Annotated in this window: 26 protein-coding genes; 14 read left to right on the top strand and 12 right to left on the bottom strand. The window is 65.3% G+C overall.

From position 1 onward, the window contains the following. Window positions 1-18: 18 nt before the first annotated feature. Complete coding sequence (locus AC5STI_RS12565) at window positions 19-636, top strand: TetR/AcrR family transcriptional regulator (protein WP_475047988.1); 618 nt, start codon at window positions 19-21, stop codon at window positions 634-636. A gap of 37 nt (window positions 637-673) precedes the next feature. Here the strand turns inward: AC5STI_RS12565 and AC5STI_RS12560 are convergent, their stop codons facing one another. Continuing rightward, entirely contained in the window at window positions 674-1153 is a 480-nt protein-coding gene (locus AC5STI_RS12560; RefSeq protein WP_495446891.1) for a c-type cytochrome, read from the bottom strand. A gap of 144 nt (window positions 1154-1297) precedes the next feature. On the opposite strand from AC5STI_RS12560, the gene AC5STI_RS12555 reads away from it, so the two are divergent. From AC5STI_RS12555 to AC5STI_RS12545, 3 genes are all read left to right on the top strand, one after another. Beyond that, a complete protein-coding gene (locus AC5STI_RS12555; protein ID WP_475047983.1) occupies window positions 1298-2971 on the top strand; it encodes a Y-family DNA polymerase in 1674 nt (557 codons plus the stop codon). A gap of 79 nt (window positions 2972-3050) precedes the next feature. Then, the gene (locus AC5STI_RS12550) at window positions 3051-3740 is read left to right on the top strand and encodes an ArsR/SmtB family transcription factor (RefSeq protein ID WP_495446888.1); all 690 of its coding nucleotides are present in this window, start codon (window positions 3051-3053) and stop codon (window positions 3738-3740) included. A gap of 139 nt (window positions 3741-3879) precedes the next feature. Further along, window positions 3880-4224: a DUF2794 domain-containing protein gene (locus tag AC5STI_RS12545; protein WP_475047977.1), complete on the top strand. Its 345-nt coding sequence runs from the start codon at window positions 3880-3882 to the stop codon at window positions 4222-4224. A gap of 96 nt (window positions 4225-4320) precedes the next feature. Here AC5STI_RS12545 and AC5STI_RS12540 read toward each other — a convergent pair whose 3' ends face one another. From AC5STI_RS12540 to AC5STI_RS12530, 3 genes are all read right to left on the bottom strand, one after another. Then, a complete protein-coding gene (locus AC5STI_RS12540; RefSeq protein WP_495446886.1) occupies window positions 4321-5145 on the bottom strand; it encodes a C40 family peptidase in 825 nt (274 codons plus the stop codon). Window positions 5146-5150: 5 nt separating this feature from the next. Next, the gene (locus tag AC5STI_RS12535; RefSeq protein ID WP_495446884.1) at window positions 5151-6533 is read right to left on the bottom strand and encodes a leucyl aminopeptidase family protein; all 1383 of its coding nucleotides are present in this window, start codon (window positions 6531-6533) and stop codon (window positions 5151-5153) included. Between the two features lie 84 nt (window positions 6534-6617). After that, on the bottom strand, window positions 6618-6977 hold the full coding sequence (locus AC5STI_RS12530; RefSeq protein WP_141891893.1) for a hypothetical protein: 360 nt from the start codon (window positions 6975-6977) through the stop codon (window positions 6618-6620). Between the two features lie 177 nt (window positions 6978-7154). On the opposite strand from AC5STI_RS12530, the gene AC5STI_RS12525 reads away from it, so the two are divergent. Continuing rightward, window positions 7155-7805, top strand: a complete 651-nt coding sequence (locus tag AC5STI_RS12525) for a carbonic anhydrase (RefSeq protein ID WP_475047968.1) — start codon at window positions 7155-7157, stop codon at window positions 7803-7805. On the opposite strand, the gene AC5STI_RS12520 is transcribed toward AC5STI_RS12525, so the two are convergent. Beyond that, the gene (locus AC5STI_RS12520) at window positions 7793-8971 is read right to left on the bottom strand and encodes a DUF3095 domain-containing protein (RefSeq protein ID WP_475047965.1); all 1179 of its coding nucleotides are present in this window, start codon (window positions 8969-8971) and stop codon (window positions 7793-7795) included. The two genes, AC5STI_RS12525 and AC5STI_RS12520, sit on opposite strands and share 13 nt — an antisense overlap. 125 nt (window positions 8972-9096) lie before the next feature. On the opposite strand from AC5STI_RS12520, the gene AC5STI_RS12515 reads away from it, so the two are divergent. The 4 genes from AC5STI_RS12515 (at window position 9097) to AC5STI_RS12500 (ending at window position 13710) form a co-directional block, all read left to right on the top strand. Then, on the top strand, window positions 9097-10269 hold the full coding sequence (locus AC5STI_RS12515; RefSeq protein WP_475047963.1) for an MFS transporter: 1173 nt from the start codon (window positions 9097-9099) through the stop codon (window positions 10267-10269). Window positions 10270-10351: 82 nt separating this feature from the next. After that, window positions 10352-11374 (top strand): aspartate-semialdehyde dehydrogenase, encoded by a 1023-nt coding sequence (locus AC5STI_RS12510; protein WP_495446883.1) that lies wholly within the window; start codon window positions 10352-10354, stop codon window positions 11372-11374. A gap of 133 nt (window positions 11375-11507) precedes the next feature. Then, on the top strand, window positions 11508-11951 hold the full coding sequence (locus AC5STI_RS12505; RefSeq protein WP_495446881.1) for a hypothetical protein: 444 nt from the start codon (window positions 11508-11510) through the stop codon (window positions 11949-11951). 88 nt (window positions 11952-12039) lie between these two features. After that, entirely contained in the window at window positions 12040-13710 is a 1671-nt protein-coding gene (locus tag AC5STI_RS12500) for a DUF4139 domain-containing protein (RefSeq protein ID WP_495446880.1), read from the top strand. A 216-nt stretch (window positions 13711-13926) separates the two neighbouring features. On the opposite strand, the gene AC5STI_RS12495 is transcribed toward AC5STI_RS12500, so the two are convergent. The 7 genes from AC5STI_RS12495 to AC5STI_RS12465 form a co-directional block, all read right to left on the bottom strand. After that, complete coding sequence (locus AC5STI_RS12495; protein WP_495446878.1) at window positions 13927-14697, bottom strand: aldolase/citrate lyase family protein; 771 nt, start codon at window positions 14695-14697, stop codon at window positions 13927-13929. A 15-nt stretch (window positions 14698-14712) separates the two neighbouring features. After that, window positions 14713-15513 (bottom strand): 2-oxo-hept-4-ene-1,7-dioate hydratase, encoded by an 801-nt coding sequence (gene hpaH, locus AC5STI_RS12490; RefSeq protein ID WP_495446877.1) that lies wholly within the window; start codon window positions 15511-15513, stop codon window positions 14713-14715. Then, window positions 15510-16361 carry a fumarylacetoacetate hydrolase family protein gene (locus tag AC5STI_RS12485; RefSeq protein WP_495446876.1) on the bottom strand — a complete coding sequence of 284 codons (852 nt, stop codon included), beginning with the start codon at window positions 16359-16361 and terminating at the stop codon, window positions 15510-15512. The genes hpaH and AC5STI_RS12485 overlap by 4 nt, the downstream gene beginning before the upstream one ends. Further along, window positions 16361-17773 (bottom strand): pyridoxal phosphate-dependent decarboxylase family protein, encoded by a 1413-nt coding sequence (locus AC5STI_RS12480; RefSeq protein WP_495446874.1) that lies wholly within the window; start codon window positions 17771-17773, stop codon window positions 16361-16363. The genes AC5STI_RS12485 and AC5STI_RS12480 overlap by 1 nt, the downstream gene beginning before the upstream one ends. A gap of 39 nt (window positions 17774-17812) precedes the next feature. Further along, window positions 17813-18793, bottom strand: a complete 981-nt coding sequence (gene hpaD, locus AC5STI_RS12475) for a 3,4-dihydroxyphenylacetate 2,3-dioxygenase (protein WP_495446873.1) — start codon at window positions 18791-18793, stop codon at window positions 17813-17815. Window positions 18794-18880: 87 nt separating this feature from the next. Next, window positions 18881-20392, bottom strand: coding sequence for a 5-carboxymethyl-2-hydroxymuconate semialdehyde dehydrogenase (hpaE, locus tag AC5STI_RS12470; protein WP_495446872.1), 1512 nt, complete (start codon window positions 20390-20392; stop codon window positions 18881-18883). Then, complete coding sequence (locus AC5STI_RS12465) at window positions 20389-20784, bottom strand: 5-carboxymethyl-2-hydroxymuconate Delta-isomerase (RefSeq protein WP_475047935.1); 396 nt, start codon at window positions 20782-20784, stop codon at window positions 20389-20391. The genes hpaE and AC5STI_RS12465 overlap by 4 nt, the downstream gene beginning before the upstream one ends. 113 nt (window positions 20785-20897) lie before the next feature. Here AC5STI_RS12465 and hpaR point away from each other — a divergent pair, with 113 nt between their 5' ends. The 5 genes from hpaR (at window position 20898) to AC5STI_RS12440 (ending at window position 26763) form a co-directional block, all read left to right on the top strand. After that, a complete protein-coding gene (gene hpaR / locus AC5STI_RS12460) occupies window positions 20898-21338 on the top strand; it encodes a homoprotocatechuate degradation operon regulator HpaR (protein WP_495446871.1) in 441 nt (146 codons plus the stop codon). A gap of 273 nt (window positions 21339-21611) precedes the next feature. Beyond that, on the top strand, window positions 21612-22862 hold the full coding sequence (locus AC5STI_RS12455; protein ID WP_495447763.1) for a sarcosine oxidase subunit beta family protein: 1251 nt from the start codon (window positions 21612-21614) through the stop codon (window positions 22860-22862). 16 nt (window positions 22863-22878) lie between these two features. After that, complete coding sequence (locus tag AC5STI_RS12450) at window positions 22879-23166, top strand: sarcosine oxidase subunit delta (protein WP_495446870.1); 288 nt, start codon at window positions 22879-22881, stop codon at window positions 23164-23166. Window positions 23167-23177: 11 nt separating this feature from the next. After that, a complete protein-coding gene (locus AC5STI_RS12445) occupies window positions 23178-26189 on the top strand; it encodes a sarcosine oxidase subunit alpha family protein (protein WP_495447762.1) in 3012 nt (1003 codons plus the stop codon). Beyond that, window positions 26182-26763 carry a sarcosine oxidase subunit gamma gene (locus AC5STI_RS12440; RefSeq protein WP_495446868.1) on the top strand — a complete coding sequence of 194 codons (582 nt, stop codon included), beginning with the start codon at window positions 26182-26184 and terminating at the stop codon, window positions 26761-26763. The genes AC5STI_RS12445 and AC5STI_RS12440 overlap by 8 nt, the downstream gene beginning before the upstream one ends. The last annotated feature ends 22 nt before the right edge of the window (window positions 26764-26785 follow it).

Raw genomic sequence — 26785 nt, 5'->3', positions numbered from 1 at the left:
GTATCCTGAGGAGCCCTCATGAACCAGCAAGCCAGCGTCCTGCGCACAGGCCGGAAATTCGACCAGGTTCTGGAGGGCGCGCGCGAGGTGTTCCTGGCGGATGGGTTTGAAGGCGCCAGCGTCGACAACATCGCCAAGGCGGCGGGCGTGTCCAAGGCAACGCTGTACAGCTACTTTCCCGACAAGCGGGTTCTGTTCATGGAGGTGGTGCGGTCAGCCTGTGTGCAGCAGGCGGACGCGTCGCTGGAGCTGGCGCCGGGCAGCCGCGGGCCGCGGGAGGTTCTGCGGGCGGCGGCGGAGCGGGTGCACGGGGTGCTGCTGGGCGGCTTCAGCCTGCAGCTGTTCCGCATTTTCGTGGCCGAGGCCGACCGGTTCCCGGAGCTGGGGCCGATGTTTTATGAAAGCGGCCCGATGGTGCTGCACGGAGAGATCCGGGATTATATCGAGGCCGCGGCGGCGCGGGGCGAGCTGAAAATCAAGGATGCCGATCTGGCCGCTGCCCAGTTCATTGAGCTGTGCAAGGCTGATGTGTTCCTGCGCTTCCTGTTCAAGATCGACACCGAGTTTTCCGAGGCCGAGCGCGAGCGGGTGATCAGCGGCGCGATCGACACCTTTTTGGCACGGTTCGGAGCCTGAGCCGCCAGCCTAACCGGCAGAGGCCCGTCGCGGCCGGTCAGTGCGTGATGAAGCTGTTGGGCGTGTTGCGATAGGTTTCGTGGCAGCTCAGGCAGCTTTGCATCAGACCGGGCAGGGTGCGGCGCAGACCGGGCAGGGAGCGGGTGTTGAGGTTCCGGGCTGCGGCTTCGGCGGTTTCGGCGCGGGCTTTGAAATCCTTCCAGGCGTGCCAGATCTGCGGCCGCGCGTTGGAGCGCGGATCCAGCCGCGGTTTCCGGAAGTGCTTGCGGATGCTGCCGGTGGATCTGATCAGCTGCTTGCGGGCCGTGCGCGCCTTGCCGCGGTCGAACGTGCTGCGCCCGGCCGTCATGCCGGTGAGAACGTCCATGGCGGCCTTTTGCGAGATCATCAGCGCGATCCGCTTGGTCACATGCTTGCTGGTGCTGTCCCGGGCGGTCACCGGGGCGGTGCTGCCGATGGCCAGGGCAATGATCACCGCAATCAGGGCAGCGGCTTTGTGCAGGCGGAAAGATGTCACGATGCCTCCGGGCGGATTGACCGAATCGAAGAATAAGAACAAAATAAGAACATGCCGTGTGTGCCTCCCGTTCTGCGGCGGCCTTCCGGCCCCTGCTGCCCCTTGCCTGCCCGCTGCCCCGCCCTGCTTTCTGCGTCTGTTGCCATGCCCCACCGCCGCATTCTCTCGCTTTGGTTTCCGCGCCTGGGGGCGGAGCGCATCCTGCGCGCAGAGCGCGGCGGCATCGACGGGCCGCTGGCCGTTGCGGAGGAAGTCTCCAACACTCAGGTTATTTCCGCGTTAAACGCTGCCGCTTTGGCGGAGGGGCTGCAGCCCGGCCAGCCGTTGCGCGATGCCCATGCGATGTGCGCAGGCCTGACGGTGCGGCCGCGCAACCCGGCGGCGGAGGCGGCGTTCCTGGCCGCGCTGAGGCGCTGGGCGGGCAAGTTCAGCCCCTGGGTGGCGGAGGCGGAGCGCGACGGGCTGACCATCGACCTCACCGGCTGCGCGCATCTGTTCGGCAGCGAGGCGGCGCTGATGGAGACGGCGGGGCGCGATTGCGCGGAAATGGGGCTGAGCGTGCAGATGGGGCTGGCCGATACCCTGGGCGCGGCCTGGGCGCTGGCGCGTTATGCCGGCGAGGAGGCGGCGCCGGACCGCAGCGGCGACGCCATCGACCAGGAGGCGCGCGCCACCCGTGCCCGGGCGCAGAAGCGCCAGAGCGTCAAGCGCCGCCACTGGACCCGTGGGGGTGCTGCGCCGCAGCTGCAGGCACCGCCGCCGCAGATGGGGCGGATTGCCGGACCCGGGCAGGCCCATGGCGCGCTTTCCCCCCTGCCGGTGGCGGCCTTGCGGCTGGACAGCGCCACGGTGGCGCAGCTGAACCGGCTTGGCCTCAGGCGGATCGGCGATCTGCTGGGGCAGCCGCGGGCCAGCCTGGCGCGCCGGTTCGGGCGCGGGCTGGTCTTGCGGCTGGATCAGGCGATGGGCAGCGCGCCGGAGCCGGTCTCTCCCGCGCGCAGCCCGGATCATTTTGCGGTGCGGCTGACCCTGCCGGAGCCGATCGGGCTGATGGAGGACCTGCTGGCCGGGATCGACCGGATGCTGCCGCGGCTGTGCGCCCGGCTGGAGGCGCGCGGCAAGGGCGCGCGCAGCCTGCGGCTGGAGGCGCACCGCTGCGATCAGGAGATGGAGGCGGTGACCATCGGCCTGGCCCGTGCCAGCCGTGACCCCGCCCGCATCCGGCCCTTGCTGGAGATGAAGCTGGAGCAGATTGATGCAGGTTACGGCATCGACATGCTGCGGCTGGAGGTGCTGCAGGCAGAGGCGATCCACGCCCGCACGCCTGCGGGCCATGCCGAAGCGGGTGCCGCGGCGCGGGCCCGGCAGGAGGATGGCGCGGCGCTGGAGGATCTGATCGGCCGTATCGGCGCGCGGCTGGGGCTGGAGGCAATCACCCGCTATCACCCGGCACAGAGCCATATTCCGGAAAAGACCTTTAGCGTGCAGGCCGCCGCCTGGTCAGAGCCTGCGGCCGGGGACTGGCCCTTGCCGCCGCGCCCGCGCCCGCTGCTGATCTGGCAGCCCGAGCTGGTCCATGCGCCGGAGCGGCCTGAGGTGCCGGAGCGTTTCCGCTGGCGCGGCCGCGACTGGGAGCTGGCAGAGGCCGAAGGGCCGGAGCGGATTGCCCCTGAGTGGTGGCTGGAGGACCCCAACTGGCGCAGCGGGGTGCGCGATTACTGGGTGGTGGTGACGGCTTGCGGCGCGCGGCTGTGGCTGTTCTTTGCCCATGGCGGCGCGCTGTCGCCGGGCTGGTTCTGCCATGGCTCGTTTGCCTGAACGCCCGGCAGCGGACAGTTCGCTGCGCGGCGAAGGGTTTTGCTTGGGTGTCCTTGCGCAAACCGCATAGGGTAAGGGGATGATCACACCACGCTTTGACATTCTGGGCCAGGCCATCAGCGACGCCAGCCGCACGCAGATGCTGTGCGAACTGATGGAGGGGCGCGCCTATACCAACAAGGAGCTGGCGGCGGCTGCAGGCGTGACGCCGCAGACGGCCTCGGCGCATTTGCGGCTGCTGCAGGATGCAGGCCTGGTGGTGGCGGAAAAGCGCGGGCGCTGCGTCTATCACCGGCTGGCAGGCGCAGAGGTGGCCCATGCGCTGGAGCAGCTGGCGGCGATTGCGCCTGCCGACAGCCTGCACCGCGCCCAGCAGCGCAAGGCGGGCGGGCTGGCGCAGCTGCGCAGCTGTTATGACCATCTGGCAGGCCCGCTCGCGGTGGCGATGACCCGGGCCTTTCTGGACCGCGGGATGCTGGCGGAGGAGCACGGCGCCTTTCGCGCTGTGCCCGCCGGGGAATGGCTGAAACTGGGTGTTGTGCTGCCGGATCGGCCCTCCCGCCAGCCCTTCGTGCGGCCCTGCCTGGACTGGACCGAGCGCAAGCTGCATGTGGCCGGTCCGATGGGGCGGCAGATCCTGGATCACGCGCTGGGCAGCGGCTGGGTCAAGCGGCACCGGCACAAGCGCGGGCTGATGCTGACCGCCCCCGGGCGGGTGGCGCTGGAGCAGATTCTGGGCCTGCAATGTGGCGCGCTGGCCGAGGCCTGAGAGGGCCTGAAACAGGCTCTGATATGGGCTCAAACATGGGGCAAAACAGGTGCATTGCACCTGTGCGCCTGCTGCATCACACGAAAAATCGAACGTTAAAAACCTTGATTTGCGGGGGGAAAGGCGCAACCTTTTAGGTATGAGCTTTGATCAGGTGCAGCCTTTTCCCGGATCTCCCATACCTCAGCAAGTCGCGTTTGACCGGCGGGAACTGTCGGTCATTCTTTCCTTGTACGGGCGGATGGTCGCCGCGGGCGAATGGCGCGATTACGGGATTTCTTCCTTGCGTGATCTGGCAGTTTTCTCCGTCTTCCGGCGCACGGCAGAGCATCCGCTCTACCGGATCGAAAAGCGCCCCAAGCTGCGGTTGCGGCAAGGGCAGTATTCGGTGGTCGGCATGGACGGGCATATCCTGAAGCGCGGGGCGGATCTGAAGACCGTGCTGAGGGTGCTGGAGCGCAAGCTGATCCGCTCCGTGGAGTAGCCGCAGCGATTGCGGCGGAGCGGAGACCGGAAAATTTGAATTTTCCGGCCAAAAATCTTCGAAAGATTTTTTACCGCCTGCGGCGGCGGGCGGGTCCTACCCCAGCCTTTTGTGCGCAGTGACCGGGCCGTCGCCCTGGGCTTCGATCCGCTCGATTGCCGCGGCGATGGGCTCAACGGCCACTGCCATGTCATGGGCATTGGCGTGGATCAGCGTCTGAGCATCCCGCACCAGAGCCACATGGCCCTTCCAGAAGAGTAGGTCGCCGCGCTGGTAGTCTGCGGCAGGCGCCGGGCTGCCCAGCTCGGCCTCCTGCATGTCGCTGTCGCCGGGGCAGGGGGTGCCGCAGGCCAGCAGCGCTGCTTGCACCAGGCCGGAACAGTCGATGCCGAAACGGCTGTTGCCGCCCCAGAGGTAGGGCGTGCCGAGGAAAAGCTCCGCCACCGTGACTGGGTCGCCGGTGTGGGCGCCCAGCGGCGAGAGGTGGCGGGCGGGGATGAAGCCAAGTGAGGTTTCCAAGAACCGCCCAGAGCCGCCCAGAACCTGCACCCGGCTGCCGTGGCTAAGGGACAGTGTTTCGGGGGATTTGAAGTCATCCGCGGTATAGGCATGGGTGGCGGCGGCGCTGACCCAGTGAGTTGCCTCGAAAGGGGCGGTCAGGCTGGCGCTGGGCACATAGCCGACGTAGGCATCCTTGGCCGCCTGCAGGAAGCACCAGCCGCCGCGGTCCTCGTAGACCGTGACCGGCTCGCCATAGACCAGCTGGCGGTCGCGGGGGCCGTCCGGCGCGCGGAGAAGATCCGCAACCGGAACGCTGATGCGGGCAGCGGTTCCCTCAACGCGCAGCAGCCCCTGTGGCGCATCGCTCAGATGGGCCGCGGCGACGCGGTCGTTCACCGGTGTGCGGCGGCGGTCTGCCATTCCGCTCACAGCTCCAGCAAGTCCGGCAGCGCGGCAAACAGCGCGCGCGCGCCTTGCAGAGCGCCGCCCTTGGGCCGGCCCGGCGCGGCGCTGGGGGTCCAGCCATAGATGTCGAAATGCATGTAGCGGGTCTCTCCGGCGAAGCGGCGCAGGAACAGCGCAGCGGTGATGGAGCCCGCAAAGCCGCCGGAGGGCGCGTTGTCGAGATCGGCGATGCCCGGTTCGATCATGCTCTCGTAAGGATTGTGGAAGGGCATCCGCCAGACCGGGTCGGCGTGGCGTTCGGCACTGGCGGACAAGGCTGCGGCGTCGCCATCGTGATCGGTATAGAAGGGAGACAGGTCCGGACCGACCGCCACGCGGGCCGCGCCGGTGAGGGTCGCCATGGAGATCAGCAGGTCCGGCGTCTCCTCGGCGGCGAGGGCCAGCGCGTCGGCCAGCACTAGACGGCCTTCAGCGTCGGTGTTGTTGTTCTCGACCGTCAGCCCCTTGCGGGACATCAGCACGTCGCCGGGGCGGAAGGCGGAGCCGGAGACGGAGTTCTCCACCGCGGGAATCAGCACCCTGAGTTGCAGCTTCAGCCCGGCAGCCATGATCATCCGCGCCAGCCCCAGGACGTTGGCCGCGCCGCCCATGTCCTTTTTCATCAGCGCCATGCTGTTGCCGGGTTTCAGGTTCAGCCCGCCGGTGTCGAAACAGACACCCTTGCCCACCAGGGTGAGCCTGGGGCCGCTGCTGCCCCAGCGCAGGTCGATCAGCCGCGGCGCACGGTCCGAGGCGCGGCCCACCGTGTGGATCAGCGGGAAGTTCTGCGCCAGCAGGTCCTCGCCCAGGATAGTGGAGGTCTCCGCGCCAAACTCCTCTGCCAGCGCGGTGGCGGCGGCTTCCAGCTGCTCAGGTCCCATGTCGGAGGCAGGAGTGTTGATCAGGTCGCGGGTCAGGCATTCGGCGGCGGCCAGCGATTCGATGGCGGCAGGATCCACCCCTTCGGGAGCCTCCAGGGAGGTTGTCTCGCCCTTGGCTTCCTTGTAGCGGTCAAAGCGGTAGGCGCTCAGGAGCCAGCCCAGAGACTCGGCCGCTGCGGCCTCAGCCGGCAGGCCGGAGGCAATCCGGTAGCTGCCCGCGGGCAGTTTCTGCGCCGCTTCGGCCAGCACGAAACGGCGGCGCGCGCGCTGGTCGGCGCTGCCGTATCCGGCCAGGGCCATTTCAATCGCGCCATCGGCGCCCGGCACCGCCAGAGCCTGGCCGCAGGCGCCGGTGAACCCATGCGCCTTTGCCCAGGCCTGAACGCGCTGCGGCTGGCTGGAGAGCCAGCTGTCGAAAGCATCGCTTGCGATAACATGCACAGGGCAGGCGTCAGGGCCGGGTGCGGCAAAGACTGGCGGCATCGAAATACTCCGGTTGCAATCATTTCTGATGCGCCAGAGTAGCCGCCGCCGCGCGGCCTGCAAGCCCTGCGGGCTGCAGAGCTGTCAGATCGTCATGTCCTGCTGGTCCCAGACCGCGGTCAGGGAGCGTTCGCCCACCCGCATCAGACGGAACAGAATCGCGGCAACTGCCGGCGCATCCTCTGCGTCGATGGCTGCGGTCACGTCACTGGCAATGGACGCCAGCGCTGTCATGCCGATCTGATCGGCAATCGCGATCAGCGACCGGGCGCTTTTGCGCAGGCTCGCCATTTCGTTCTGCCGCCACAGACGCTCGCAATGCGTCAGCCGCACGGCCATTTCTTCCACCGCACGGCACACGACGTCTTCGGCGCCGGTTTCGCCAAGCTGCTCATAGAGCGCGGTGAGTTTGTCTGGATCGAGACGCACTGTTTCCGAGTGCATTACTGTTAGTATATTGGCCACCACTTTCACCCAAATTCATTATGCCCCCACGGCACGCCTGCCAATGTGCGCCCCACAGGTTTTCAAAAGGTTTCCGCCCGGGTGTTCAAATCTCTCGAATTTAGGGACAATGCAGGCTATCAAGCCCGGCAACACGAATGTTGACAGGACATGACAATGGAATTTGCCAAACCCCTGCCCAGTTATCTGGTGACCCGCTACCACGGGTGGAAAGCCACATCTTATGAGGAGAATCAGGGCTGGTACCGCCGCCTGGCAACCGAAGGCCAGCGGCCGCGGGCCATGGTGATCTCCTGCTGCGACAGCCGGGTGCATGTGACCTCGATCTTCGGGGCCGACCAGGGCGAGTTCTTTATCCACCGCAATATCGCCAACCTGGTGCCGCCTTATGCGCCCGATGGCGACCATCACGGCACATCTGCGGCGGTGGAATATGCAGTGACCGCGCTGAAGGTGGCGCATCTGATCGTGCTGGGCCATTCGCAGTGCGGCGGCGTGCAAGGCTGCATCGACATGTGCAAGGGCCAGGCGCCGCAGCTGGAAGAGAAGACCAGCTTTGTCGGCCGCTGGATGGAGATCCTGAAACCCAAGTTCGATGGCGTGGCGGATATCGAGGATCCGGTGCAGCAGGCGCGGCAGTTTGAGCGCCAGGCCGTTGTCGCGTCTATGGAAAACCTGATGACCTTCCCGTTCATCGAATCGGCGGTCAAGGCGGGCGAGCTGAGCCTGCACGGGCTGTGGACCGATATCGGCGAGGGCGGGCTGGAATGTTATGACCCCAAGACGGGGACCTTTCAGCCGGTCTGAGGTCCGGCCCCTTCTTTGCCATTCCCGAATGCAGCCGCCAGATTGGCGGCTGCTTGCGTATAGCCGCCCGCCGCGCCGTCAACGAAGTGGACGTGGCCGTCCTCGACCGGCGAGGGCACAATGCAGGTGACCAGGGCGGCGTCCTGCTCATGCAGCCCGAAATGCACCAGCCCGGCCTCTGCCGCCGCCTCCAAATGCTGGCGGATCCGGTCGCGAATCTCCGGCGTGCAATCCAGCGTCATCTTCAGCCCGTCGTCGAACTTGCGGAAATCCGAATGCGCCTTGAGCACGGACAGGTAATGCACGGGGTCGAATCCGCCGGCGGGCCGTTTGCTGAGGAAGATCAGCCCAGCGAGGGCGCTGTGGGCCAGAAGATAAAGCTTCCGTAAAATCAGAGGGGATTTGCCGCGGGACGACTGCGCCTCCAGATGCAGCCCGGCCGGCGGAAAGCCCAGCTTGGGCCCGGTTTCGGGCACCGGGTGGCCGCTGTCCTTCAATTCGCCCGCCAGATCCAGCAGGCGGGAGGAGAACCGGGCAAAGGCCTGCGGGTCCGCGCCCGGAGCAGGCTGCGCGACCACCGACAGGATGATGCCGTTGCGGGCGGGCGTGTTGCTCCAGCGGCAGGAGAGGCCGGAGAGATCGGGCAGCCCGGCCTGCGGGTCAGCGGGCACTTCAAAGGCGCCAGCCTTCATCTGCGCCTCGGCCCAGGCCAGGCCGCCGCCGCTGAACATGGCGAAATCGGCATGGTCGGACACAGCATAGCGGGCGATTTTGACGTCCAGCCCTTCGGTCCGGATCGAGCCGAGCGGCAGCATGGCGGCACGCAGGGAGACGCCGTATTCGCCCTCGGTCCAGCTGCGCAGGCCAGCCAGAACGCGCTGAGCCGCGGCGCGGTGACGGGGCGGCACCGCGAAGGACGCGCCGTCGCCGCCAAAGACATAGGGGAAGGCCTCGCCCTCCAGCGCGTTGCGCATGGCGGCGATCACCGCGGCGCCGATCATGTTGACGGTCTTGTAGCGGCCCGCCTTCACCAGCCCGGTGGAATTGACGATATCGGTGCAGCACAGGTGCCAGTCCGGCGGCAGCGCGGCAAAAGCCTCAGGCGCGGACAGGCTTGCAAAGCTGCGGACCTTGGGGAGGCCGGCATAGAAAGTGTCCGTCGTCATCAGTTTCAGCCCCCTGCCGCAGTCCCGTGACCTGCCGTTTCTACCTAAACGAATTGTGTGCTGTGGCCAAACATGCAAGCTGTGCGGCAGTAACGATAAGCTGAGCAGACCTGAGGGGGCGGATAATGCAGGCAGGGTTGATCTTATTGTGCCTGGCCTATGTGCTGAGCCAGTTTTTCCGGGCCTTCCTTGCGGTGCTGTCGGGGGTGCTGGGGCAGGATATCGGCGCTGCGCCGGATGATCTCGCCTTTGCCTCGGGCATGTGGTTCCTGTCGTTTGCGGCGATGCAGCTGCCGGTGGGCTGGGCGCTGGACCATGCAGGCCCGCGCAGGACCGCGGCGGTGCTGCTGCTTTTGGGCGGCGGCGGCGGGGCGGCGTTGTTTGCCGCGGCCACGGCGCCCCTGCATGTGAGCATTGCGATGTTCCTGATCGGCATCGGCTGCTCGCCGGTGCTGATGGCCTCATACTATATCTTTGCCCGCCAGTACCCGCCCGCCCGCTTTGCCACCTTGGCGGCGCTGATGCTGGGCGTGGGTTCGGCCGGCAACCTGGTCGCCTCTTATCCCACCGCGCTGGCGGTGGATCTGTTCGGCTGGCGCGGCACGCTGGCGGGGCTGGCGGTGGTGTCGGTTGCAGTGGCGGCGGGGATCTTTGTGACCGTCTCTGATCCGGACAAGCCCGATGGCGAGCACAAGGGATCGGTGCTGGATCTGCTGAAGATGCCGGTGATGTGGGCGATCTTTCCGCTGATGCTGGTGGCCTATGCGCCCTCTGGCGCGCTGAGGGGGCTGTGGATCGGCCCGTACCTGAGCGATCTCTACGGGCTCAGCACCCAGCAGGTGGGATTGGCGACCCTGGTGATGGGCGCGGCGATGATTGCAGGCACCTTTGCCTATGGGCCGCTGGACCGGATGCTGGGCACCCGCAAATGGGTGATCCTGGGCGGCAACCTGCTGGCTTGCGCCGCCCTGGGCGGTCTGATCCTGGCAGCGGGCGCGCCGGTCTGGCTGCCGGTGGCGATGATGGCGGCGGTCGGGTTCTTCGGCGCCTCCTTCCCGGTGATCATGGCGCATGGCCGGGCCTTTGTGCCGCCGCATCTGGCCGGACGCGGGGTGACCCTCTTGAACCTGTTCGGCATTGGCGGGGTGGGAATCATGCAGTTTGCGACGGGCCGCATCCACGCGGGTATGGCCGGAGCGGACCCATCCTTGCCCTACACCGGCATTTTCGGCTTCTTTCTGGTGTGCCTGGCGGCGGGATGCGCAATTTATCTGCTTAGCCGCGACAGCATGGACTGATCCGCCCCTTTAAACTTTTGCCCGGAGGCATTATCACTCCCGCGCCGGCCATGGGGCCGGGCAATACTGGAGAAACAGACAAATGGGTTACCGCATCGCCGTTGTCGGCGCCACGGGCAACGTGGGCCGCGAAATGCTGAACATCCTGGCCGAGCGCCAGTTCCCTGTGGATGAGATCGCTGCGCTGGCAAGCCGCAAATCTCTCGGCACTGAAGTCAGCTTTGGCGATAAGACACTCACTACCAAGGATCTGGACACCTTCGATTTTGCCGGCTGGGACATGGCGCTGTTCGCCATCGGCTCGGACGCGACCAAGAAATACGCGCCCAAGGCGGCTGAGGCCGGCTGCGTGGTGATCGACAACTCGTCGCTCTACCGCTACGACCCGGAAATCCCGCTGATCGTGCCGGAAGTGAACCCGCAGGCGGTCCACGAGTACAAGAACAAGAACATCATCGCCAACCCCAACTGCTCCACCGCGCAGATGGTTGTCGCGCTGAAGCCGCTGCATGACCGCGCCAGGATCAAGCGCGTTGTGGTGTCGACCTACCAGTCGGTGTCCGGCTCCGGCAAGGACGCGATTGATGAGCTGTGGGATCAGACCAAGGCGGTCTATAACCCGACCCAGGACGTGCCGCCGAAGGTTTACCCCAAGCAGATCGCCTTCAACGTCATTCCGCACATCGACGTTTTCCTGGACGACGGTTCGACCAAGGAAGAGTGGAAGATGGTTGCCGAGACCAAGAAGATCGTCGATCCGTCGGTCAAGGTCACCGCGACCTGCGTCCGGGTTCCGGTGTTCGTCGGCCACTCGGAATCCATCAACATCGAGTTCGAGGACTTCCTGGACGAGGACGAGGCCCGCGACATCCTGCGCGAGGCGCCCGGCATCATGGTGATCGACAAGCGCGAAGCAGGCGGCTACGTGACCCCGATTGAATGCGTTGGCGATTTCGCCACCTTCATCAGCCGCATCCGCCAGGATTCGACCATCGAAAACGGCCTGAACCTGTGGTGCGTCAGCGACAACCTGCGCAAGGGCGCGGCGCTGAACGCGGTGCAGATTGCCGAGCTTCTGGGCCGTGAGGTCCTGAAAAAAGGCTAAGCCTTATATCCTTTTGGTGAGGGGGCCGCTTCGAAAGAGGCGGCCCCTTTTCTTTTGCACGGCTGCCGGGGCGCAGCCGGGTCCGGTACTTTCAGAGGGACAGAAGAAAAGCAGAGACAAAGGAAAGAACGCCATGATTGCACTGCAGGACTTCAGCACCGCCGCCCCCGTTTCGCAGATGCTGCCGTCGTTCGCCCCTCTGGAGCTGCCGAAAAGACCCAGGACCGCTTCGCATTCTGCGCCTCAGCGCAAGCCCGTGCTGAAGTGTGGCACCGCGGCCGAACTGAAATGGTACATCGCCGGTGACTTCGCCGCGGCCAAGGATTGGTTCACTCTTTGCCGCGGGCTGCGCCGCAAGGGGTTCTGCCTGCGGATGCGCGGGGAGGATCTGTGGCTGTTCGATGCCGCACGCCTTCGTCCGGTCTGTTCCTGCGAGGATCTGGGGATTGACCCGGAGGAGCTGGAGCTGCGCTTTGGCCTCTCGCAGCAGCAGCGGCAGCCGCGGCCGGAGCCGCAGACACTGGCGCAGCCCCAGCGCAAGCCGCAGGCGCAGCAGCCCGTTGCCAAGGCGGCCTGAGCGCGCTGGCCAGGGTGCAGAGGGACAGATAGGCTTGACATCAGGCGGGCGGTTTTAGCCGCCCCCGTTTCCTGATTGAGAGATGCCAATGCGAATTTCCTTTAGGGCCATTGCCTGTTCCGCGTTTTCCCTGGCTGCCGGCGCTGCCGCGGCGGCCGATATCCCTGTCAGCAGCCGGGTGTCCGAAGTGACCCTCTACCCGGGGCTGGCCGAAGTTACCCGCAATGCTGCCCTCACCCTGACCGAAGGGCGCCACCGGCTGGTCCTGCAAAACGTGCCGCATTCTGCGCTGCTGGAGACCCTTCAGGTGGACGTTTCCGGTGCGCGCCGTACCGGAACCCTGCTGCGCGAGGATTACCGTCCGCCGCGCAATGCCGATGATCCGGAAATCGAAGCCGCTGAGGCGCTGGTCCGCGCGACTGAGGCCCGCATTGCTGCGGTCCGTGATGAGGCGGAACGGGCCCGGGCCGGCGTGCGGGCGGCGGAGGCCTCGATCGGGTTCCTGCGCCAGCTTGGTGCGAATGAGGGGCTGGCGCAGGCCGATGCCGCATCCCTCAGCGCCATTGCCCGGATGATTTCCGAGGAGGCCGCCGGCGCCAGCCGGGCGGCTGTTGCGGCCGAGGCTGAGGCGCGGCGGATCGAGTTGCAGCTGGAGGATCTGGAGGACGATCTGGCAGAGGCCCGCGCGGCGCTGGCGGCGATCACGCTGGAAGACGAGGACCGGCTGTTCATCGCGGTGGATATTGTGGCTGAGCAGGCGGGCGAGGGGGCGGTGACGGTCCGCTATCTTACGGAAGGTGCGGGAAACATCGGCTGGCAGCCGTCCTATGAAATGCACCTGAACACTGAGGACAGCGCTGCGGGTGGGGCTGAAATCACCCTGAAGCGGGCGGTGCGGCTGGCGCAGGACACCGGAGAGAACTGGCAGGATGTGGCGCTGACACTGTCGACGGCCAAGCCCTCCGGGCAGGGCAGCCCGTCCGTGCTGCGCCCTTGGCTGCGCCGGGTTGAAGCGCCTGAACTGCCGCGCACGCAAAAGCGGCTGCAAAATTTCGATTCTGAAATGGGCTCGCTGGCGGAGCCGGCGGCAGAGGCTCCCATCCTTGCGGAGGAGGCGCTTGGGTGGAGCGCGGATCGCAGCGGTGCCGCTGTCACTTACCGGTTCGGCGCGCCTGTTTCTGTGGCCTCTGGCGCTGATTTGCTGCGGCTGGAGATGGATGCCCTCACCGCTGCGGCGGAGCTTAGGGCGGTGGCGGTGCCGTCGCGGGGTGAGACTGCCTACCGCGTCGCGTCATTCACCAACAGCTTTGGCGAGCAGCTGCTGGCCTCGGCCGGGGTGCCGCGCTTTGCGGATGGCAAACTGATCGCAGTGGAAGACTTTCAGGGTCTGGCACCGGGTGCGGAGATGGAGGCCGGGTTCGGTCCGGTGGAGGGGTTGCAGCTCAGCCGCGACGTGCTGGATCAGAGCGAGGGCGGCCAGGGTCTGATCTCGCGCAGCAGCGAACAGGTGCAAACGGTGGAAATCGAGGTGGAGAACCTGACCGGCCAGGATTGGCCCCTGCGGGTTCTGGACCGGGTGCCTTATTCGCAGCAGGACGATCTGGAGATCAGTTGGACAGCCAGGCCGCGGCCCGCTGAGGAGGACGTGGGAAAACAGCGCGGCATCCTGGCCTGGGATCTGCAGATCGAGGCAGGCGGAACCCGGACGATCCGGCTGGACACCACGCTCAGCTGGCCCGAGGGCATGGTGCTGCGCTGACGCAGGCCTGATCCCGGCGGAGCGCTTCACGTCAGGGGCGGGATGCCAGGGGCGGGCGCTCCCGCCCGTCGTCAGGTATTGAAAATACCTTCCTCCCGTTTGGCGCGGCACCGCGCAGCGCGCGGTGCCGCGCTCAAGGCCGCTGCCGCTGCTCTGGCGTCAGCCAGGGCTGCGGCCGGGGGCGGGAGGGCTTCCTTTGAGATTTGCGGTGCGGGTCTATTCCGCCTTCCACTTGGCAGCGAGATCGCGGGCATTCTTGGCCAGCACCATGACGTCAATTCCGACCGCCAGGAATTGCGCGCCCATGTCTGCGTAGGCTTGCGTCGCTTCTTCCGTCGTGCCGAGGATGCCGGGGGCGATGCCTGCCGCCCTGATGCGGGTGATGGCATCGGCAATTGCTGCGCGCACCTCCGGATGTGCGGAATTGCCCTGGTGGCCCATGTCGGTAGACAGATCCGCCGGTCCGATGAAAACGCCGTCGATGCCCTCGACCCGCAGGATCTCGTCCAGCGCGGCCATCCCGGCGCGGTTTTCCACCTGCACCAGCAGGCAGACCTCCTGATCAGCGGTCTGGATGTACTCGGAAACCGAGCCGAACATGGTGGCGCGCGCCGCCGTGGCGCCGACGCCGCGCACGCCCTTGGGCGGGTAGTGGCAGGCGCGGACCAGCTCGCGGGCCTGTTCGGCGCTTTCCACGATCGGCACCAGCACCGTCTGGGCGCCTGCATCAAGCACTTGCTTGATCATCCAGGTTTCGCCCACCGGCACCCGCACCACCGGATGGCTTGGCGAGGCCGCCAGCGCGATCAGCTGGTCGCGGATCGAGCGGATGTCATTGGGCGCATGCTCACCGTCGATCACCAGCCAGTCAAAACCGCAGGTGCCCATGATCTCGGCAATCTGGCCGTCGGCAAAACTCATCCAGCAGCCGATCTGGCGTTTGCCCTGTGATAGAGCCTGTTTGAAGCTGTTCTTGGGCGCGGGCATGGGCAGAGCCTCCTGTCAGGCGAAGTTGATGGATACGGATCCGAAGGGGCCGAAATCAGCGGCGATTTCCGTGCCCGGCGGGCATTCGATGGGGCGGATGAAGGAGCCCGAGAGCACGATATCCCCGGCCTCGATCTGTTGTCCATATTCCGCCATCCGGCGCGCCAGCCACAGGACTGAGGTGACGGGATCATTCAGAACGCCGGCGCCGAGGCCGGTTTCCTCGACCGTGCCATTGCGCGCGGCAATGGCACCCACCCAGCGCAGGTCGTGGGTATCCACCGCGTGGCGCTCCGCACCCAGCACCACGCCTGCGTTGGCGGCGTTGTCGCTGATGGTGTCGGTGATGATGCGGGCCTGGCCGGTTGCCGGGTCGGCACGCAGGATGCGGGTGTCGAGGATTTCCAGTGAGGGGGCAACATAGGCAGTGGCAGCCAGCACGTCTTCGCGGGTGCAGTCAGCGCCTGCGAGGGGGGATTTCATGACAAAAGCGATCTCCGCCTCCACCCGTGGCTGGATTAAGCGGCCGGCGGGGACGGTGCTGCCGTTTTCGAACGACATGTCGTCCAGCAGCACGCCGCTGTCCGGGGTGGTGATGTTCAGCGCCTGCTGCATGGCGCGGCTGGTGAGGCCGATCTTCCAGCCGATTTTCTTGCGCCCGGAGGCCAGTTTTAGCTGAATTAGAGCCTTTTGCACCGCATAGGCATCATCCAGTGTCATGCCGGGATAAGCGAGGGAGAGCAGGCCGCATTGCTGGCCGGTTTCTTCGGCCTTCAGCAGGGTTTCGGCGGCTTCGTGGTGCTGCTCCGGGGTCATGTCTCATCCTCAACCGTGTTGCGCAGGATGCCGATGCCTTCCACCTCCACCTCGACCACGTCGCCGGGGGCCAGGTATTTCGGCGGGTCGAACCGCGCGCCTGCGCCGGTGGGCGTGCCGGTGATGATCACGTCGCCCGGCTGCAGGGTGGTGAAGGTGGAGATATAGGCGATCTCCTCGCGGATCGGGAACATCATGCGGGCCAGGGTATCATCCTGGCGGACCTCTCCATTCACGCGGGTGACGATGCGGGCCTCATCCAGTTGGGCGGCATCGGTGAAGGGCACCAGCCAGGGGCCGATGGCGCCGGAGTTGTCCCAGTTCTTGCCTTGCGTGACGTTGAACTTGGCGTGGCGGACCCAGTCACGGATGGTGCCCTCATTCGCCAGTGTTAGAGCCGCGATATGATCGTAAGCGTCCTCCGGTTTGATCCGGCGGCCTGCCTTGCCGATCACCACGGCGACCTCGCCCTCGTAATCCAGGGTGTGGTTTTCCGGCGGGCGGATCAGCGGGCGCTCCGCCCCGGTGAAGGAGCGCGGGAAGCGGGGGAACAGGGACATGTGCTTGGGCTGGGCAGAGCCGTCCTTGTACTCCGCGTTGCGGTCCGGGAAGTTGACGCCGACGCAAATGATCTTTTCCGGGTTGGGGATTGGGATCTCAAACGTGAAGTCCGTGTGGGTGACTGGTTTGCCCTCGGCGGCCTGTGCCAGGGCGGGCAGGCCGTCCGCCGCGATCACGTCGCGCAGTGTGGGCCAGTCCGGGAACTGCGGCGACAGGGCGATCATGCCGGCGTCTGTTACTGCGCCATAGAAATTTTCGCCGTCGGCAGTGTAGGTGGCAAAACGCATCAGGCCAGGCTCCTTGCGATTTCGGTGATGACGTCGAAGGCCATCATCACGTCTGCCTCGGTGGTCTCAAACTGGCCGGCCTGGAAACGGATCACCAGCTCGCCGTCGACGCGGGTCTGGGTCAGGTAGATGCGTCCATCGTCGTTGATCGCATTGACCAGCCGAAGGTTCAGGTCGTCCAGATTTGTGGCGCCCTCGGGTGCATAGCGGAACGACCAGAGCGACCACATGGGCGCGGTCGTAATCTGGAAATCAGGCTCTGACTTGAGCTTTTCGTGCAGCTGGTTGGACCAGTTGATGTGATTGCGCAGCCGCTGGCGCAGGCCCTCCAGCCCGTAGGTACGGATCAGGAACCAGATCTTGAGCGCGCGGAAGCGGCGGCCCAGCGGCACCGACCATTCGGAATAGTTGATGATGCCGTCGTGGCCGTGGGTCTTGAGGTATTCCGGGCTGATGGCGAGGGTCTGGACCAGGTCGTCCGGGTTCTTCAGGAAATGGGCGGAGCAGTCGAATTGCACGCCCAGCCACTTGTGCGGGTTGAAGACGATGCTGTCGGCGCGCTCTACCCCCGGCCAGTAGTGACGGTATTCCGGGCAGATCATCGCGGAGCCGGCCCAGGCGGCGTCCACGTGGGTGTAGAGGCCGTATTTTTCGGCTACATCCAGCACCCGGTCCACCGGGTCGGTGGCACCAACGCCGGTGCCGCCGACGCAGAGGATGACGCCAGCAGGCTGGTGGCCTGCGGCGAGGTCGGCCTGGATTGCCGCCTCCAGAGCCTCTGGGTCCATGCCGCGCCAATCGCCCTTGATGGGAATGCGGATCAGGTTCTGCTGGCCGATGCCCGCAACCCAGATTGCACGGTCGATGGAGGTGTGGACTTCGGAGGAGCAATAGATGCGCAGGGCTTTCTGGCCGAACAAGCCCTGTTGGTTGCCCTGCCAGTTCAGTGCCTTCTCCCGCATGGTCAGCACCGCGGCGAGGGTGGCTGAAGAGGCGGAGTCCTGGATCACACCCTGGAACTGGGCGGGCAAGTCCAGCGCCTGGCGCAGCCAGTCCATCATCCGGGTTTCCATCTCTGTCGCCGCAGGGGAGGTCTGCCACAGCATGCATTGCGGCGCGATGGCGGAGGCGAGGAATTCCGCCAGCACCGAGGGCGCGGCGGCGTTGGAGGTGAAATAGGCAAAGAAGCGGGGATGCTGCCAATGGGTGATGCCGGGCATCACGATGTCTTCGAAGTCGCGGAAGATTGCCTCCATCCCCTCGCCGTCCTCAGGCGGGGTTTGGGGCAGGGCGTTCAGCACTTGGCCCGGTTCGGTCATGGCGCGCACCGGGCGGTCGCCGACGGTCAGGTGGTAGTCCTGCGTCCAGTCCGCGACCCTGCGGCCCCAGTCGGAGAATTCATTCCATTTCATCTCGTATTCCTTTTGTCCGTGCCATCGGCACGGACAATGTCAGGGTGCAATAATCGGCTGAGCGTTCAAGGCGCTGGGTTTCGGAGTGGCGCCTTCAAAGACGGAACCTTCCTCAAACCAGCTGCGCGGCGCGGGCGCCCCCCAGAGGGTCTGGCGCTGCGGATCGGTGAGCGACCATTTGATCGGCTCCAGATCCGGATCGACGGTCTGATAGTCGGAGCAGTAGATCTCGATCCGGTGGCCGTCCGGATCGCGCACATAGAGGAAAAACGCGTTGGAGATGCCGTGGCGGCCGGGGCCGCGCTCGATGTTATCGACATAGCCGGTGGTGGACATCAGATCGAGAAGGTCAATGATGTTGAGCGGGTTCGGCACCCAGAAGGCGGTGTGGTGCAGGCGGGGCCCGAGGCCATTCGTAAAGGCCACGTCGTGCACGCCGCCCTTGCGGTGCATCCAGGCGGCCCAGATCTTGCCACTGTCGTCATCCTCAGTGAATTCGGTGACGCGGAAGCCCATCTCGTTGTAGAAGGCGACCGAGGTGTCCACATCCGCGCTGAACATGTTGAAATGGTCGATGCGCAGCGGTTTTACCCCTTTGTAGAGCCTGTATTTCTGATGGATCGGTTCCAGCCGCTCCATCTTGACGTAGAACTCCAGCGGGATGCCCCAGGGGTCGCGGGTGCGTAAGGTTTTGCCCATGTGGGGGCGGTCGATCCACTCCACTGGCAGGCCTTTGGAGGCGAAGAAGTCTGCGGCCTTGTCCAGGTCGGGCTCGTCATAAAGCTTCAAGCCGAGAACGCCAACGGAGGCAGTGCTTGCCTTGGCCAGAACGATACAGTGATGGCCGCGTTCCTCCATTGCGCGGAGATAGATACGGTTGCCGTCTTCCTGCGTCACTTGCAGGCCCAGCGTGTCCACATAGAAGGCGCGTGAGGCGGCAAGGTCGGTGACGTGGTATTCCACGTGGCTGAGCCGCACGATGTTGAAGGGCGGGTAGAGGTTCGGGGCGGGGACGGGCATGGTTTGAACCTTTCACTTGTGGCCGGGTGCGGGAGCGAGGGGCCGGCCCCTCGCGCTCCCCGGGATATTTTTAGCAAGAGGAAATGATCAGGCGCCGAGGCGCGGGATCTTGTGATGGCCGGTGGCAAAGCCGATGTGTTTCTGCTCCATGTAGAACTCGAACGACCAGTCGCCGCCGTCGCGGCCGATGCCGCTGGACTTAACGCCCCCGAAGGGGGTCGGCAGGTGGCGGACGTTTTCGGAATTCACCCAGATCATTCCGGCCTCAAGCTGGTTGGTGAAGCGCAGGGCGCGGGTGAGGTCATTGGTCCAGACGTATCCAGTGAGGCCGTACTGGGTGTCATTGGCCAACGTCAGAGCCTCATCTTCGTCCTTGAAGCGGATGGCGGTGAGGACCGGGCCGAAGATTTCTTCCTGCGCGATGGTCATATCGTTGGTGGCGTTTGTGAACAGGGTTGGACGCACGAACCAGCCCTGATCGCCTGCGCGGGTGCCGCCGGCGGCGATGGTGGCGCCGTCCTGTTTGGCGGTCTCGAAGTAGGATGTGACCTTCTCGAAATGCACCTTGTGGATCAGCGGGCCAACTTCGGTGGCCGGGTCCAGCGGGTGGCCGACCTTGATGCTGTTGACGCGCTCGATGAGCTTGGCCTCGAAGTCCTCCGCGATGCTCTCCTGCACCAAGAGGCGCGAGGAGGACGTGCAGCGCTCGCCGTTGAGCGAGTAGATCATGAAGACCGCGGCATCGAGCGCGCGGTCGAGGTCGGCGTCGTCGAAGACCACCACCGGGTTCTTGCCGCCCAGTTCGAAATGCACGCGTTTAAGGGTATCAGCACCCTGTTTCATGATCATCGAGCCGGTTTTGCTCTCGCCGACAAAGGCGATGGCCTTGATATCCGGATGTTCGGTGAGCGCTTTGCCCGCGTCCTCGCCAAAGCCATTGACCAGGTTCCAGACGCCCGGCGGAAGGCCGGCCTCACGGGCGATTTCGGCCAGGATGCGGGCGGTGAGGGGGGAGAATTCGGCTGGTTTGTGGACCACGGTGCAGCCGGCCGCCAGCGCGGGCGCGATTTTCCATGTGGACAGCATGAAGGGGGTGTTCCACGGAGTGATCACGCCGACCGGGCCGATCGGCACCCGGGTGGTCACGTTCATCAGCGTCGGGGATTGCAGCTGCTGGCCGTCGCGGGCCGCGGCGGCCTTGTCCGCGAAGAAGCGGAAGTTCTCGGCGCCGCGCAGCGCCGCCTTTGACATGAAACGCAGGGCTTGTCCGGTGTCCCAGCATTCGCACAGCGCGATTTCTTCGGCGCGTTCGACGATCAGATCGGCGATGCGGTGCAGGATTTTCTTGCGCTCCAAGGCAGGCATGTCGCGCCATGCGGGGAAGGCTTCTTTGGCAGCCAGGGCGGCCGCGTTGATGTCCTCTGTGCCGCCCTTGGCGACGGAGCAGATCACGCTCTCATCCACTGGCGAGGTTGTCTCAAACGTGGCGCCGGAGGCAGCGGGACGGCTTTCGCCGCCGATCAGGTTCAGTATGCCGTCCGTGCGGAAGCGGGCCAGGTGGCGGTTCAGCTTTTCGGTGTTGGTGGCCAGGTCGCTCATGACGGGTCCGCCTTTTGCATGTGGTCGCGGATGGTGCCGCATTTCGGGGAAAGCTCCGGGTCGATGTCGCGCATCTCAAGCGAGAGTGCGATGGAGTGCTCCTGCAGGGCCGGCTCCAGGAAAGACTGGGCTGCCTGGAACACGGCCTGGGCGGCGCGTTTGCGGGTGTCCAGGTCACGGCCCGCGCGCAGCCGGATGGAAATGTCGATATATCCGTGCTGCGGATCGCCGTCGGCAATGGAGGCATGGCTGGCCGCAAAAGCACGCACCCGGATGCCCGCCAGCGGGAACACGCCGGTGGCCGCAGCGGCCTGCCGCAGGCATCGGCAGAGCGCAGCAATATCGGTGCGGTCCTCCATGTTTGGGGAGTAGTCCAGCGTGATATGCGGCATCTCCAGCGTCCTCCTGAATTGCTTAACATGTTTAGCAAAAAGGCGACCGCCGGTCAAGCAGAAGAAATCCAAGCAGCAATTGCGTTTAGCCTGAAGCGGGGTGATACTCGGGTATGACCAAGATGATGCCGGCCACCGACCGTTCACTGCCAATTGCTCTGCTCCGGGCGCGGGAACGTGTGATGGGTCCGATCCGGGCACTGCTGAGCGGTGCCGGTCTGACCGAGCAGCAGTGGCGGGTGCTGCGGGTGGTGCAGGAGGACGGCCCGATTGATCCGACCCAGATTGCCGACAAGGCCTGCCTGCTGCTGCCTAGCCTGACGCGAATCCTGCAAAAGCTGGAGGAAAAGCAGCTGATTAGCCGCCAGCGTGACAAGGAGGACCGCCGCCGCCAAGTGGTGCGGATTGCGCCTGGCGGCGAGAAGGTGATTGCCGACAACATTGAGGCGAGTCTGGAGCTGATGAACCGGACCCGGGCCAAGATGGGCGCGGACCGGTATGAGGCGCTTTTGGACCTGCTCAACGAACTGGACCAGATCGACCTGACGGAGTGAGTCGTTTCTGCCGCATTTGGCGCGGATACCGGGGCGGGTGACGCAAACCGGGCTTCGTTGCTTGTACCGGCTATTTCACAATGGCAAGTGATTTTTCTCATTAAAATCGGTAACTTGACCAAAATTCACTGCGGTGGGCGTTACGGAGAGGCTGCCGCACCTGCATTGGCAAATTGCTGCTGGTGACGCAAATGGCGCGGCCGGTGTCCGAAATCGCTCTGTGAAGACTGGCGTTTCTCAACAACTGTTATGGGGACAGTTGATGAGGACATCATGCGGTACTCCGGCCTGAAAGTGATCAAGGAGGCCCTGACGGGCCATAAGGGATGGCGCCCGACCTGGCGCGATCCGGAACCCAAGAAAAGCTACGATGTGGTGATCATCGGCGGTGGCGGGCACGGGCTGGCGACGGCCTATTACCTGGCCAAGAACCATGGCATCACCAATGTCGCCGTGATCGAGAAGGGCTGGATCGGCGGCGGCAATGTGGGCCGCAACACCACCATTATCCGCTCCAACTACCTGCTGGACGGCAACGAGCCGTTCTACGAGCTGTCGCTGAAGCTGTGGGAAGGGCTGGAGCAGGACTTCAACTACAACGCCATGGTCAGCCAGCGCGGCATTCTGAACCTTGTGCACACCGATGCGCAGCGCGATGCGGCGCGGCGCCGGGGCAACGCGATGATCCTGAACGGGTCGGACGCGGAGCTGCTGGATACCGAGGGCGTGCGGGCGATGTACCCGTTCCTGAACTTCAACGACGCGCGCTTCCCGATCAAGGGCGGGCTGCTGCACCGCCGCGGCGGCACCGTGCGCCATGATGCGGTGGCCTGGGGCTATGCCCGTGGCGCCGACCTGCGCGGGGTGGACATCATTCAGAACTGCGAAGTCACTGGCTTCCGGATCGAGAACGGCAAGTGCCTGGGCGTGGAAACCACCAAGGGCTTCATCGGCGCCAATAAGGTGGCGAGCTGCGTGGCAGGCTCCTCCAGCCGGGTGATGGAGAAGGCGGGGATGCGCCTGCCGATCGAGAGCCATGTGCTGCAGGCGTTTGTGTCTGAGGGGCTGAAGCCGGTACTGGACGGGGTTGTCACCTTTGGCGCGGGTCACTTCTATGTCAGCCAGTCGGATAAGGGCGGGCTGGTCTTTGGCGGCGATCTGGACATGTACAATTCCTATGCGCAGCGCGGCAACCTGCCGGTGGTCGAGGACGTGATGGAAGGCGGCATGGCACTGATCCCAGCGCTGGGCCGGGTGCGGATGCTGCGCAGCTGGGGCGGCATCATGGACATGTCGATGGACGGCTCCCCCTTCATCGACAAGACCCATATCGACGGCCTCTATTTCAACGGCGGCTGGTGCTACGGCGGGTTCAAGGCGACGCCTGCCTCGGGCTGGTGCTATGCGCATCTGCTGGCGACCGGTACCCCGCACAAGGTGGCCGCGGCCTATCGGCTCGACCGGTTCCGCCGCGGCTGCATGATCGACGAAAAGGGCCAAGGCGCCCAGCCGAACCTGCACTGAGGAAAGGAAGACAGCGATGATTATCAACCATCCGATCCTCGGGCCGCGGGATTCACAGGAGTTCACCTATCTGGGGGACGCCAGCCTGATCGACCGGCCGGACTGGCAGGCTGATGACGCGGCGGGTCAGTTCCACGATTACCTGTACCTGCGCGACAACCCGGCGGGCGAGCACCGCGAGCTGTGGTTCCACGAGCAGGGCGACCGGTCCTGGCTGGTGGTGACCCGCAACACCGTGACCCATGAAATCCTGAATGTCGAACTGGCCCGTGATGTGGCCCGGGCAAGGGGGCGCAGCAAATGACTGACGCAGTGATGAATGCCGGCCGCGTGGCCTTCCAGGCCGACGGCAGCACGGGCGCCCGCAAGGGCGTGCAGGTCAACCGCCTGGATGGCGGGCTGATCAAGGGCAGCAAGGCGCTGAGCTTCACCTTTGACGGCAAGCGTTACAAGGGGTTTGAGGGCGATACGCTGGCCTCGGCCCTGCTGGCAAACGGCGTGCGGCTGATGGGCCGTTCGTTCAAGTACCACCGTCCGCGGGGCGTGCTGACCTCCGGCTCGGAAGAGCCGAACGCGCTGGTTGAGCTGCGCAGCGGCGGGCGGCAGGAGCCGAACACCCGCGCCACCGTGGCGGAGCTGTATGACGGTCTGGAGGCAAACTCGCAGAACCGCTGGCCGTCGCTGCAGCATGACTTCATGGCGATCAACGACCGGTTTTCGAATTTCCTGACCGCGGGCTTCTACTACAAGACCTTCATGTGGCCGGCAGCGTTCTGGGAGAAGCTGTATGAGCCGATCATCCGCAAGGCGGCGGGTCTGGGCAGCATCAGCTTTGAGGCCGATCCGGATGCCTATGACAAGGGTTTCCTGCATTGCGACCTGCTGGTAATCGGCGCCGGTCCCACCGGCCTGATGGCGGCGCTGACGGCTGGCCGGGCCGGGGCGCAGGTGATCCTTGCCGATGAGGACTTCCTGCTGGGCGGGCGCCTCAATGCCGAGACCTTTGGCATCGGCGATCTGACCGGTGCGGCCTGGGTTGCGCAGGTGCAGGCCGAGCTGGCCGCGATGCCGAACGTGCGGGTGATGCCGCGGACCACCATCATCGGTGCGTTTGACCACGGCATCTATGGCGCGGTAGAGCGGGTGGCCGACCACGTGCTGGCGCCGGAGGCGGGCAAGCCGCGGCAGATCCTGTGGCGGATCTATTCCAAGCGGGCGCTGCTGGCGGCGGGCGCGACTGAGCGGCCCATCGCGTTTGAGAACAACGACCGTCCGGGCGTGATGCTGGCGGGTGCCGTACGGGCCTATGCCAACCGCTGGGCGGTGACGCCGGATCAGACCGTTGCGGTCTTTACCAACAACGACGACGGCCACCGCACCGCGGCGGACCTGATCGCCAAAGGTGTGAAGGTCACAGCGGTGATCGACACAAGGGCCGATGCGCCCAAGGCCGAAGGCGCCGAGCTGTTTGCCGGTGCCCAGGTGATCGACACCAAGGGCCGGCTGGGGCTGGAATGGGCACGGGTGCGCTTGGCAAACGGCTCCACCCGCGACGTGCCTTGCGGCGCGCTGGCGGTGTCCGGCGGCTGGAACCCGAACGTGCATCTGACCTGCCACCAGCGCGGCCGTCCGGCTTGGCGTGAAGACATCGCCGCCTTTGTGCCGGCAGGCGAGCTGCCGCAAAACATGTCCGTGGCGGGGGCTGCGAATGGCGACTTCTCCACCGCTGCCGCATTGCAGGCCGGTGCCGAGGGCGCTGTAGCCGCACTGTCGCAATTGGGGATCGAAGCCAAGGTTGCCGATCTGCCCGAAGCCGAGGATGCGCCCATTAACGTGACCCCCTTCTGGTACGTGAAGGAAGGCAAGGGCCGCGCCTGGCTGGACCAGCAGAACGACGTCACCGTCAAGGACGTGAAGCTGGCGCATCAGGAGAACTTCCGCTCTGTCGAACACCTGAAGCGCTACACCACCCTTGGCATGGCCACCGATCAGGGCAAGACCTCCAACATGGGCGGTCTGGCGATCATGGCCGAACTGGCGGGCAAGCAGATCCCCGAGGTCGGCACCACCATGTTCCGCCCGCCCTATACGCCGGTGTCCTTTGGCGTAATGGCTGGCCGGTCTGTCGGCGAGGAATTCCGCCCCACCCGCAAGACCCCCAGCCACAAATGGGCCGAGGAGCAGGGTGCGGTGTTTGTCGAGGTGGGCCAGTGGCTGCGGGCGCAGTGGTTCCCCAAGGCAGGCGAAACCCATTGGCGCCAGTCGGTGGACCGCGAGGTGCTGCAGACCCGCAACTCGGTTGGCGTCTGCGACGTGACCACGCTGGGCAAGATCGACGTGCAGGGCAAAGATGCCGCCGAATTCCTGAACAAGATGTATGCCAATGCCTTTGCCAAGCTGCCGGTGGGCAAGGTCCGCTATGGCCTCATGCTGCGCGAGGATGGCATTGCCTATGACGACGGCACCGCCGCGCGCTTTGCCGAGGATCATTTCGTGGTGACCACCACCACCGCCAACGCAGTTCTGGTCTACCGCAACATGGAATTTGCGCGCCAGTGCCTGTTCCCTGACATGGATGTGCAGCTGATCTCGACCACCGAGGCCTGGGCACAGTTCGCGGTGGCGGGTCCGAATGCCCGCAAGCTGCTGCAAAAGGTCGTGGACCCCGAGTTCGACATCTCGAACGAGGCGTTCCCCTTCATGGGCTGCGGTGAGATCACCGTCGCGGGCGGCTGCCGGGCGCGGCTGTTCAGGATCTCCTTCTCGGGCGAGCTGGCCTATGAGATCGCGGTGCCGACCCGCTATGGCGATGCGATGATCCGTAAGCTGATGGAGGCGGGCGAGGAGTTCGGCGCTGTTCCTTACGGCACCGAGGCGCTGGGTGTCATGCGGATCGAGAAGGGCCATGCCGCGGGCAATGAGCTGAACGGCACCACCTCGGCGCTGAACCTTGGCATGGGCCGGATGGTCAGCAAGAAGAAGGACTGCATCGGCAACGTGCTGAGCGAACGCGAAGGCATGAACCAGGACGATGCGTTGAAGCTGGTTGGTTTCAAGCCGGTGAACGCGTCTGATCCGGTGCAGGCCGGAGCGCATCTGATGAATGCATCAGGCGAGGTCAGCGCAACCACCGATCAGGGCTATATCACCTCAGCCGCCTATTCGCCGGTGCTGGGATGCTCGATCGGGATCGGGTTCCTGAAAAGCGGCGATGTGCGCAAGGGTGAGGTGATCCGCGCGGTCAACCCGCTGGAGGGCAAGGAAACCCAAGTCGAAGTTGTCAGCGCGCATTTTGTGGATCCGGAAGGGGAGCGTCTCCGTGGGTAAGTTCGATAATCATGGTCTGAAGGCCATTTCCCCGCTGGGCGGGCATGAGCCGCAGGTGGACGCCTTCACCGGTCTGCTGATCCGTGAAGTCACTGATCGGGCGCTGGCCTCGCTGGGCGCGCGTCAAGGGCAGGAGGGGGCAATGAAGTCCGCCGCTGAAGGGTTCCTGGGCGGCGCTTTGCCTGAGCCTGCCAGCTGGAATGAGACCGGCGTCTTCTCTGCCTGGTGGATGGGGCCGGACCTGTGGATGGTGTCTGCGCCGCATGACACTCACGAGCTGATGGCGGGCGAGCTGAAAGAAGCGGTCGGCGAGGCGGGCTCCGTGGTGGAGCAGACCGACGGCTGGTGCCGTTTCGACATGGAGGGCCCGCGCTGCTTTGATGTGCTGGAGCGGCTGTGCAACGCCAATGTTCGTGCAGCCAAACGCGGCAATGCCACCCGGACTTCAATGGAGCATCTGGGCGTCTTCCTGCTGTGCCAGACACCCGGCCAAGGATATTCGATCATCGGCCCGCGGTCGTCAGCCGGGTCGCTGCATCACGCGCTGGTTGCAGCGGCGAAATCGGTTATCTGAGAGAGAAGCGAGCGAAGAGAAA

It is taken from the genome of Leisingera sp. CC-HEC096 (assembly GCF_059429235.1).
The sequence above is the reverse complement of the archived record's forward strand: the minus strand, read 5'-3'. Positions and strand labels throughout refer to the sequence as shown.

Coding starts and splice junctions, on each gene's coding strand:
- AC5STI_RS12565 (WP_475047988.1), top strand. CDS start 19: ATGAACCAGCAAGCCAGCGTCCTGCGCACAGGCCGGAAATTCGACCAG.
- AC5STI_RS12555 (WP_475047983.1), top strand. CDS start 1,298: ATGCCCCACCGCCGCATTCTCTCGCTTTGGTTTCCGCGCCTGGGGGCG.
- AC5STI_RS12550 (WP_495446888.1), top strand. CDS start 3,051: ATGATCACACCACGCTTTGACATTCTGGGCCAGGCCATCAGCGACGCC.
- AC5STI_RS12545 (WP_475047977.1), top strand. CDS start 3,880: ATGAGCTTTGATCAGGTGCAGCCTTTTCCCGGATCTCCCATACCTCAG.
- AC5STI_RS12540 (WP_495446886.1), bottom strand. CDS start 5,145: ATGGCAGACCGCCGCCGCACACCGGTGAACGACCGCGTCGCCGCGGCC.
- AC5STI_RS12535 (WP_495446884.1), bottom strand. CDS start 6,533: ATGCCGCCAGTCTTTGCCGCACCCGGCCCTGACGCCTGCCCTGTGCAT.
- AC5STI_RS12530 (WP_141891893.1), bottom strand. CDS start 6,977: ATGCACTCGGAAACAGTGCGTCTCGATCCAGACAAACTCACCGCGCTC.
- AC5STI_RS12525 (WP_475047968.1), top strand. CDS start 7,155: ATGGAATTTGCCAAACCCCTGCCCAGTTATCTGGTGACCCGCTACCAC.
- AC5STI_RS12520 (WP_475047965.1), bottom strand. CDS start 8,971: ATGACGACGGACACTTTCTATGCCGGCCTCCCCAAGGTCCGCAGCTTT.
- AC5STI_RS12515 (WP_475047963.1), top strand. CDS start 9,097: ATGCAGGCAGGGTTGATCTTATTGTGCCTGGCCTATGTGCTGAGCCAG.
- AC5STI_RS12510 (WP_495446883.1), top strand. CDS start 10,352: ATGGGTTACCGCATCGCCGTTGTCGGCGCCACGGGCAACGTGGGCCGC.
- AC5STI_RS12505 (WP_495446881.1), top strand. CDS start 11,508: ATGATTGCACTGCAGGACTTCAGCACCGCCGCCCCCGTTTCGCAGATG.
- AC5STI_RS12500 (WP_495446880.1), top strand. CDS start 12,040: ATGCGAATTTCCTTTAGGGCCATTGCCTGTTCCGCGTTTTCCCTGGCT.
- AC5STI_RS12495 (WP_495446878.1), bottom strand. CDS start 14,697: ATGCCCGCGCCCAAGAACAGCTTCAAACAGGCTCTATCACAGGGCAAA.
- hpaH (WP_495446877.1), bottom strand. CDS start 15,513: ATGACCCCGGAGCAGCACCACGAAGCCGCCGAAACCCTGCTGAAGGCC.
- AC5STI_RS12485 (WP_495446876.1), bottom strand. CDS start 16,361: ATGCGTTTTGCCACCTACACTGCCGACGGCGAAAATTTCTATGGCGCA.
- AC5STI_RS12480 (WP_495446874.1), bottom strand. CDS start 17,773: ATGAAATGGAATGAATTCTCCGACTGGGGCCGCAGGGTCGCGGACTGG.
- hpaD (WP_495446873.1), bottom strand. CDS start 18,793: ATGCCCGTCCCCGCCCCGAACCTCTACCCGCCCTTCAACATCGTGCGG.
- hpaE (WP_495446872.1), bottom strand. CDS start 20,392: ATGAGCGACCTGGCCACCAACACCGAAAAGCTGAACCGCCACCTGGCC.
- AC5STI_RS12465 (WP_475047935.1), bottom strand. CDS start 20,784: ATGCCGCATATCACGCTGGACTACTCCCCAAACATGGAGGACCGCACC.
- hpaR (WP_495446871.1), top strand. CDS start 20,898: ATGACCAAGATGATGCCGGCCACCGACCGTTCACTGCCAATTGCTCTG.
- AC5STI_RS12455 (WP_495447763.1), top strand. CDS start 21,612: ATGCGGTACTCCGGCCTGAAAGTGATCAAGGAGGCCCTGACGGGCCAT.
- AC5STI_RS12450 (WP_495446870.1), top strand. CDS start 22,879: ATGATTATCAACCATCCGATCCTCGGGCCGCGGGATTCACAGGAGTTC.
- AC5STI_RS12445 (WP_495447762.1), top strand. CDS start 23,178: ATGAATGCCGGCCGCGTGGCCTTCCAGGCCGACGGCAGCACGGGCGCC.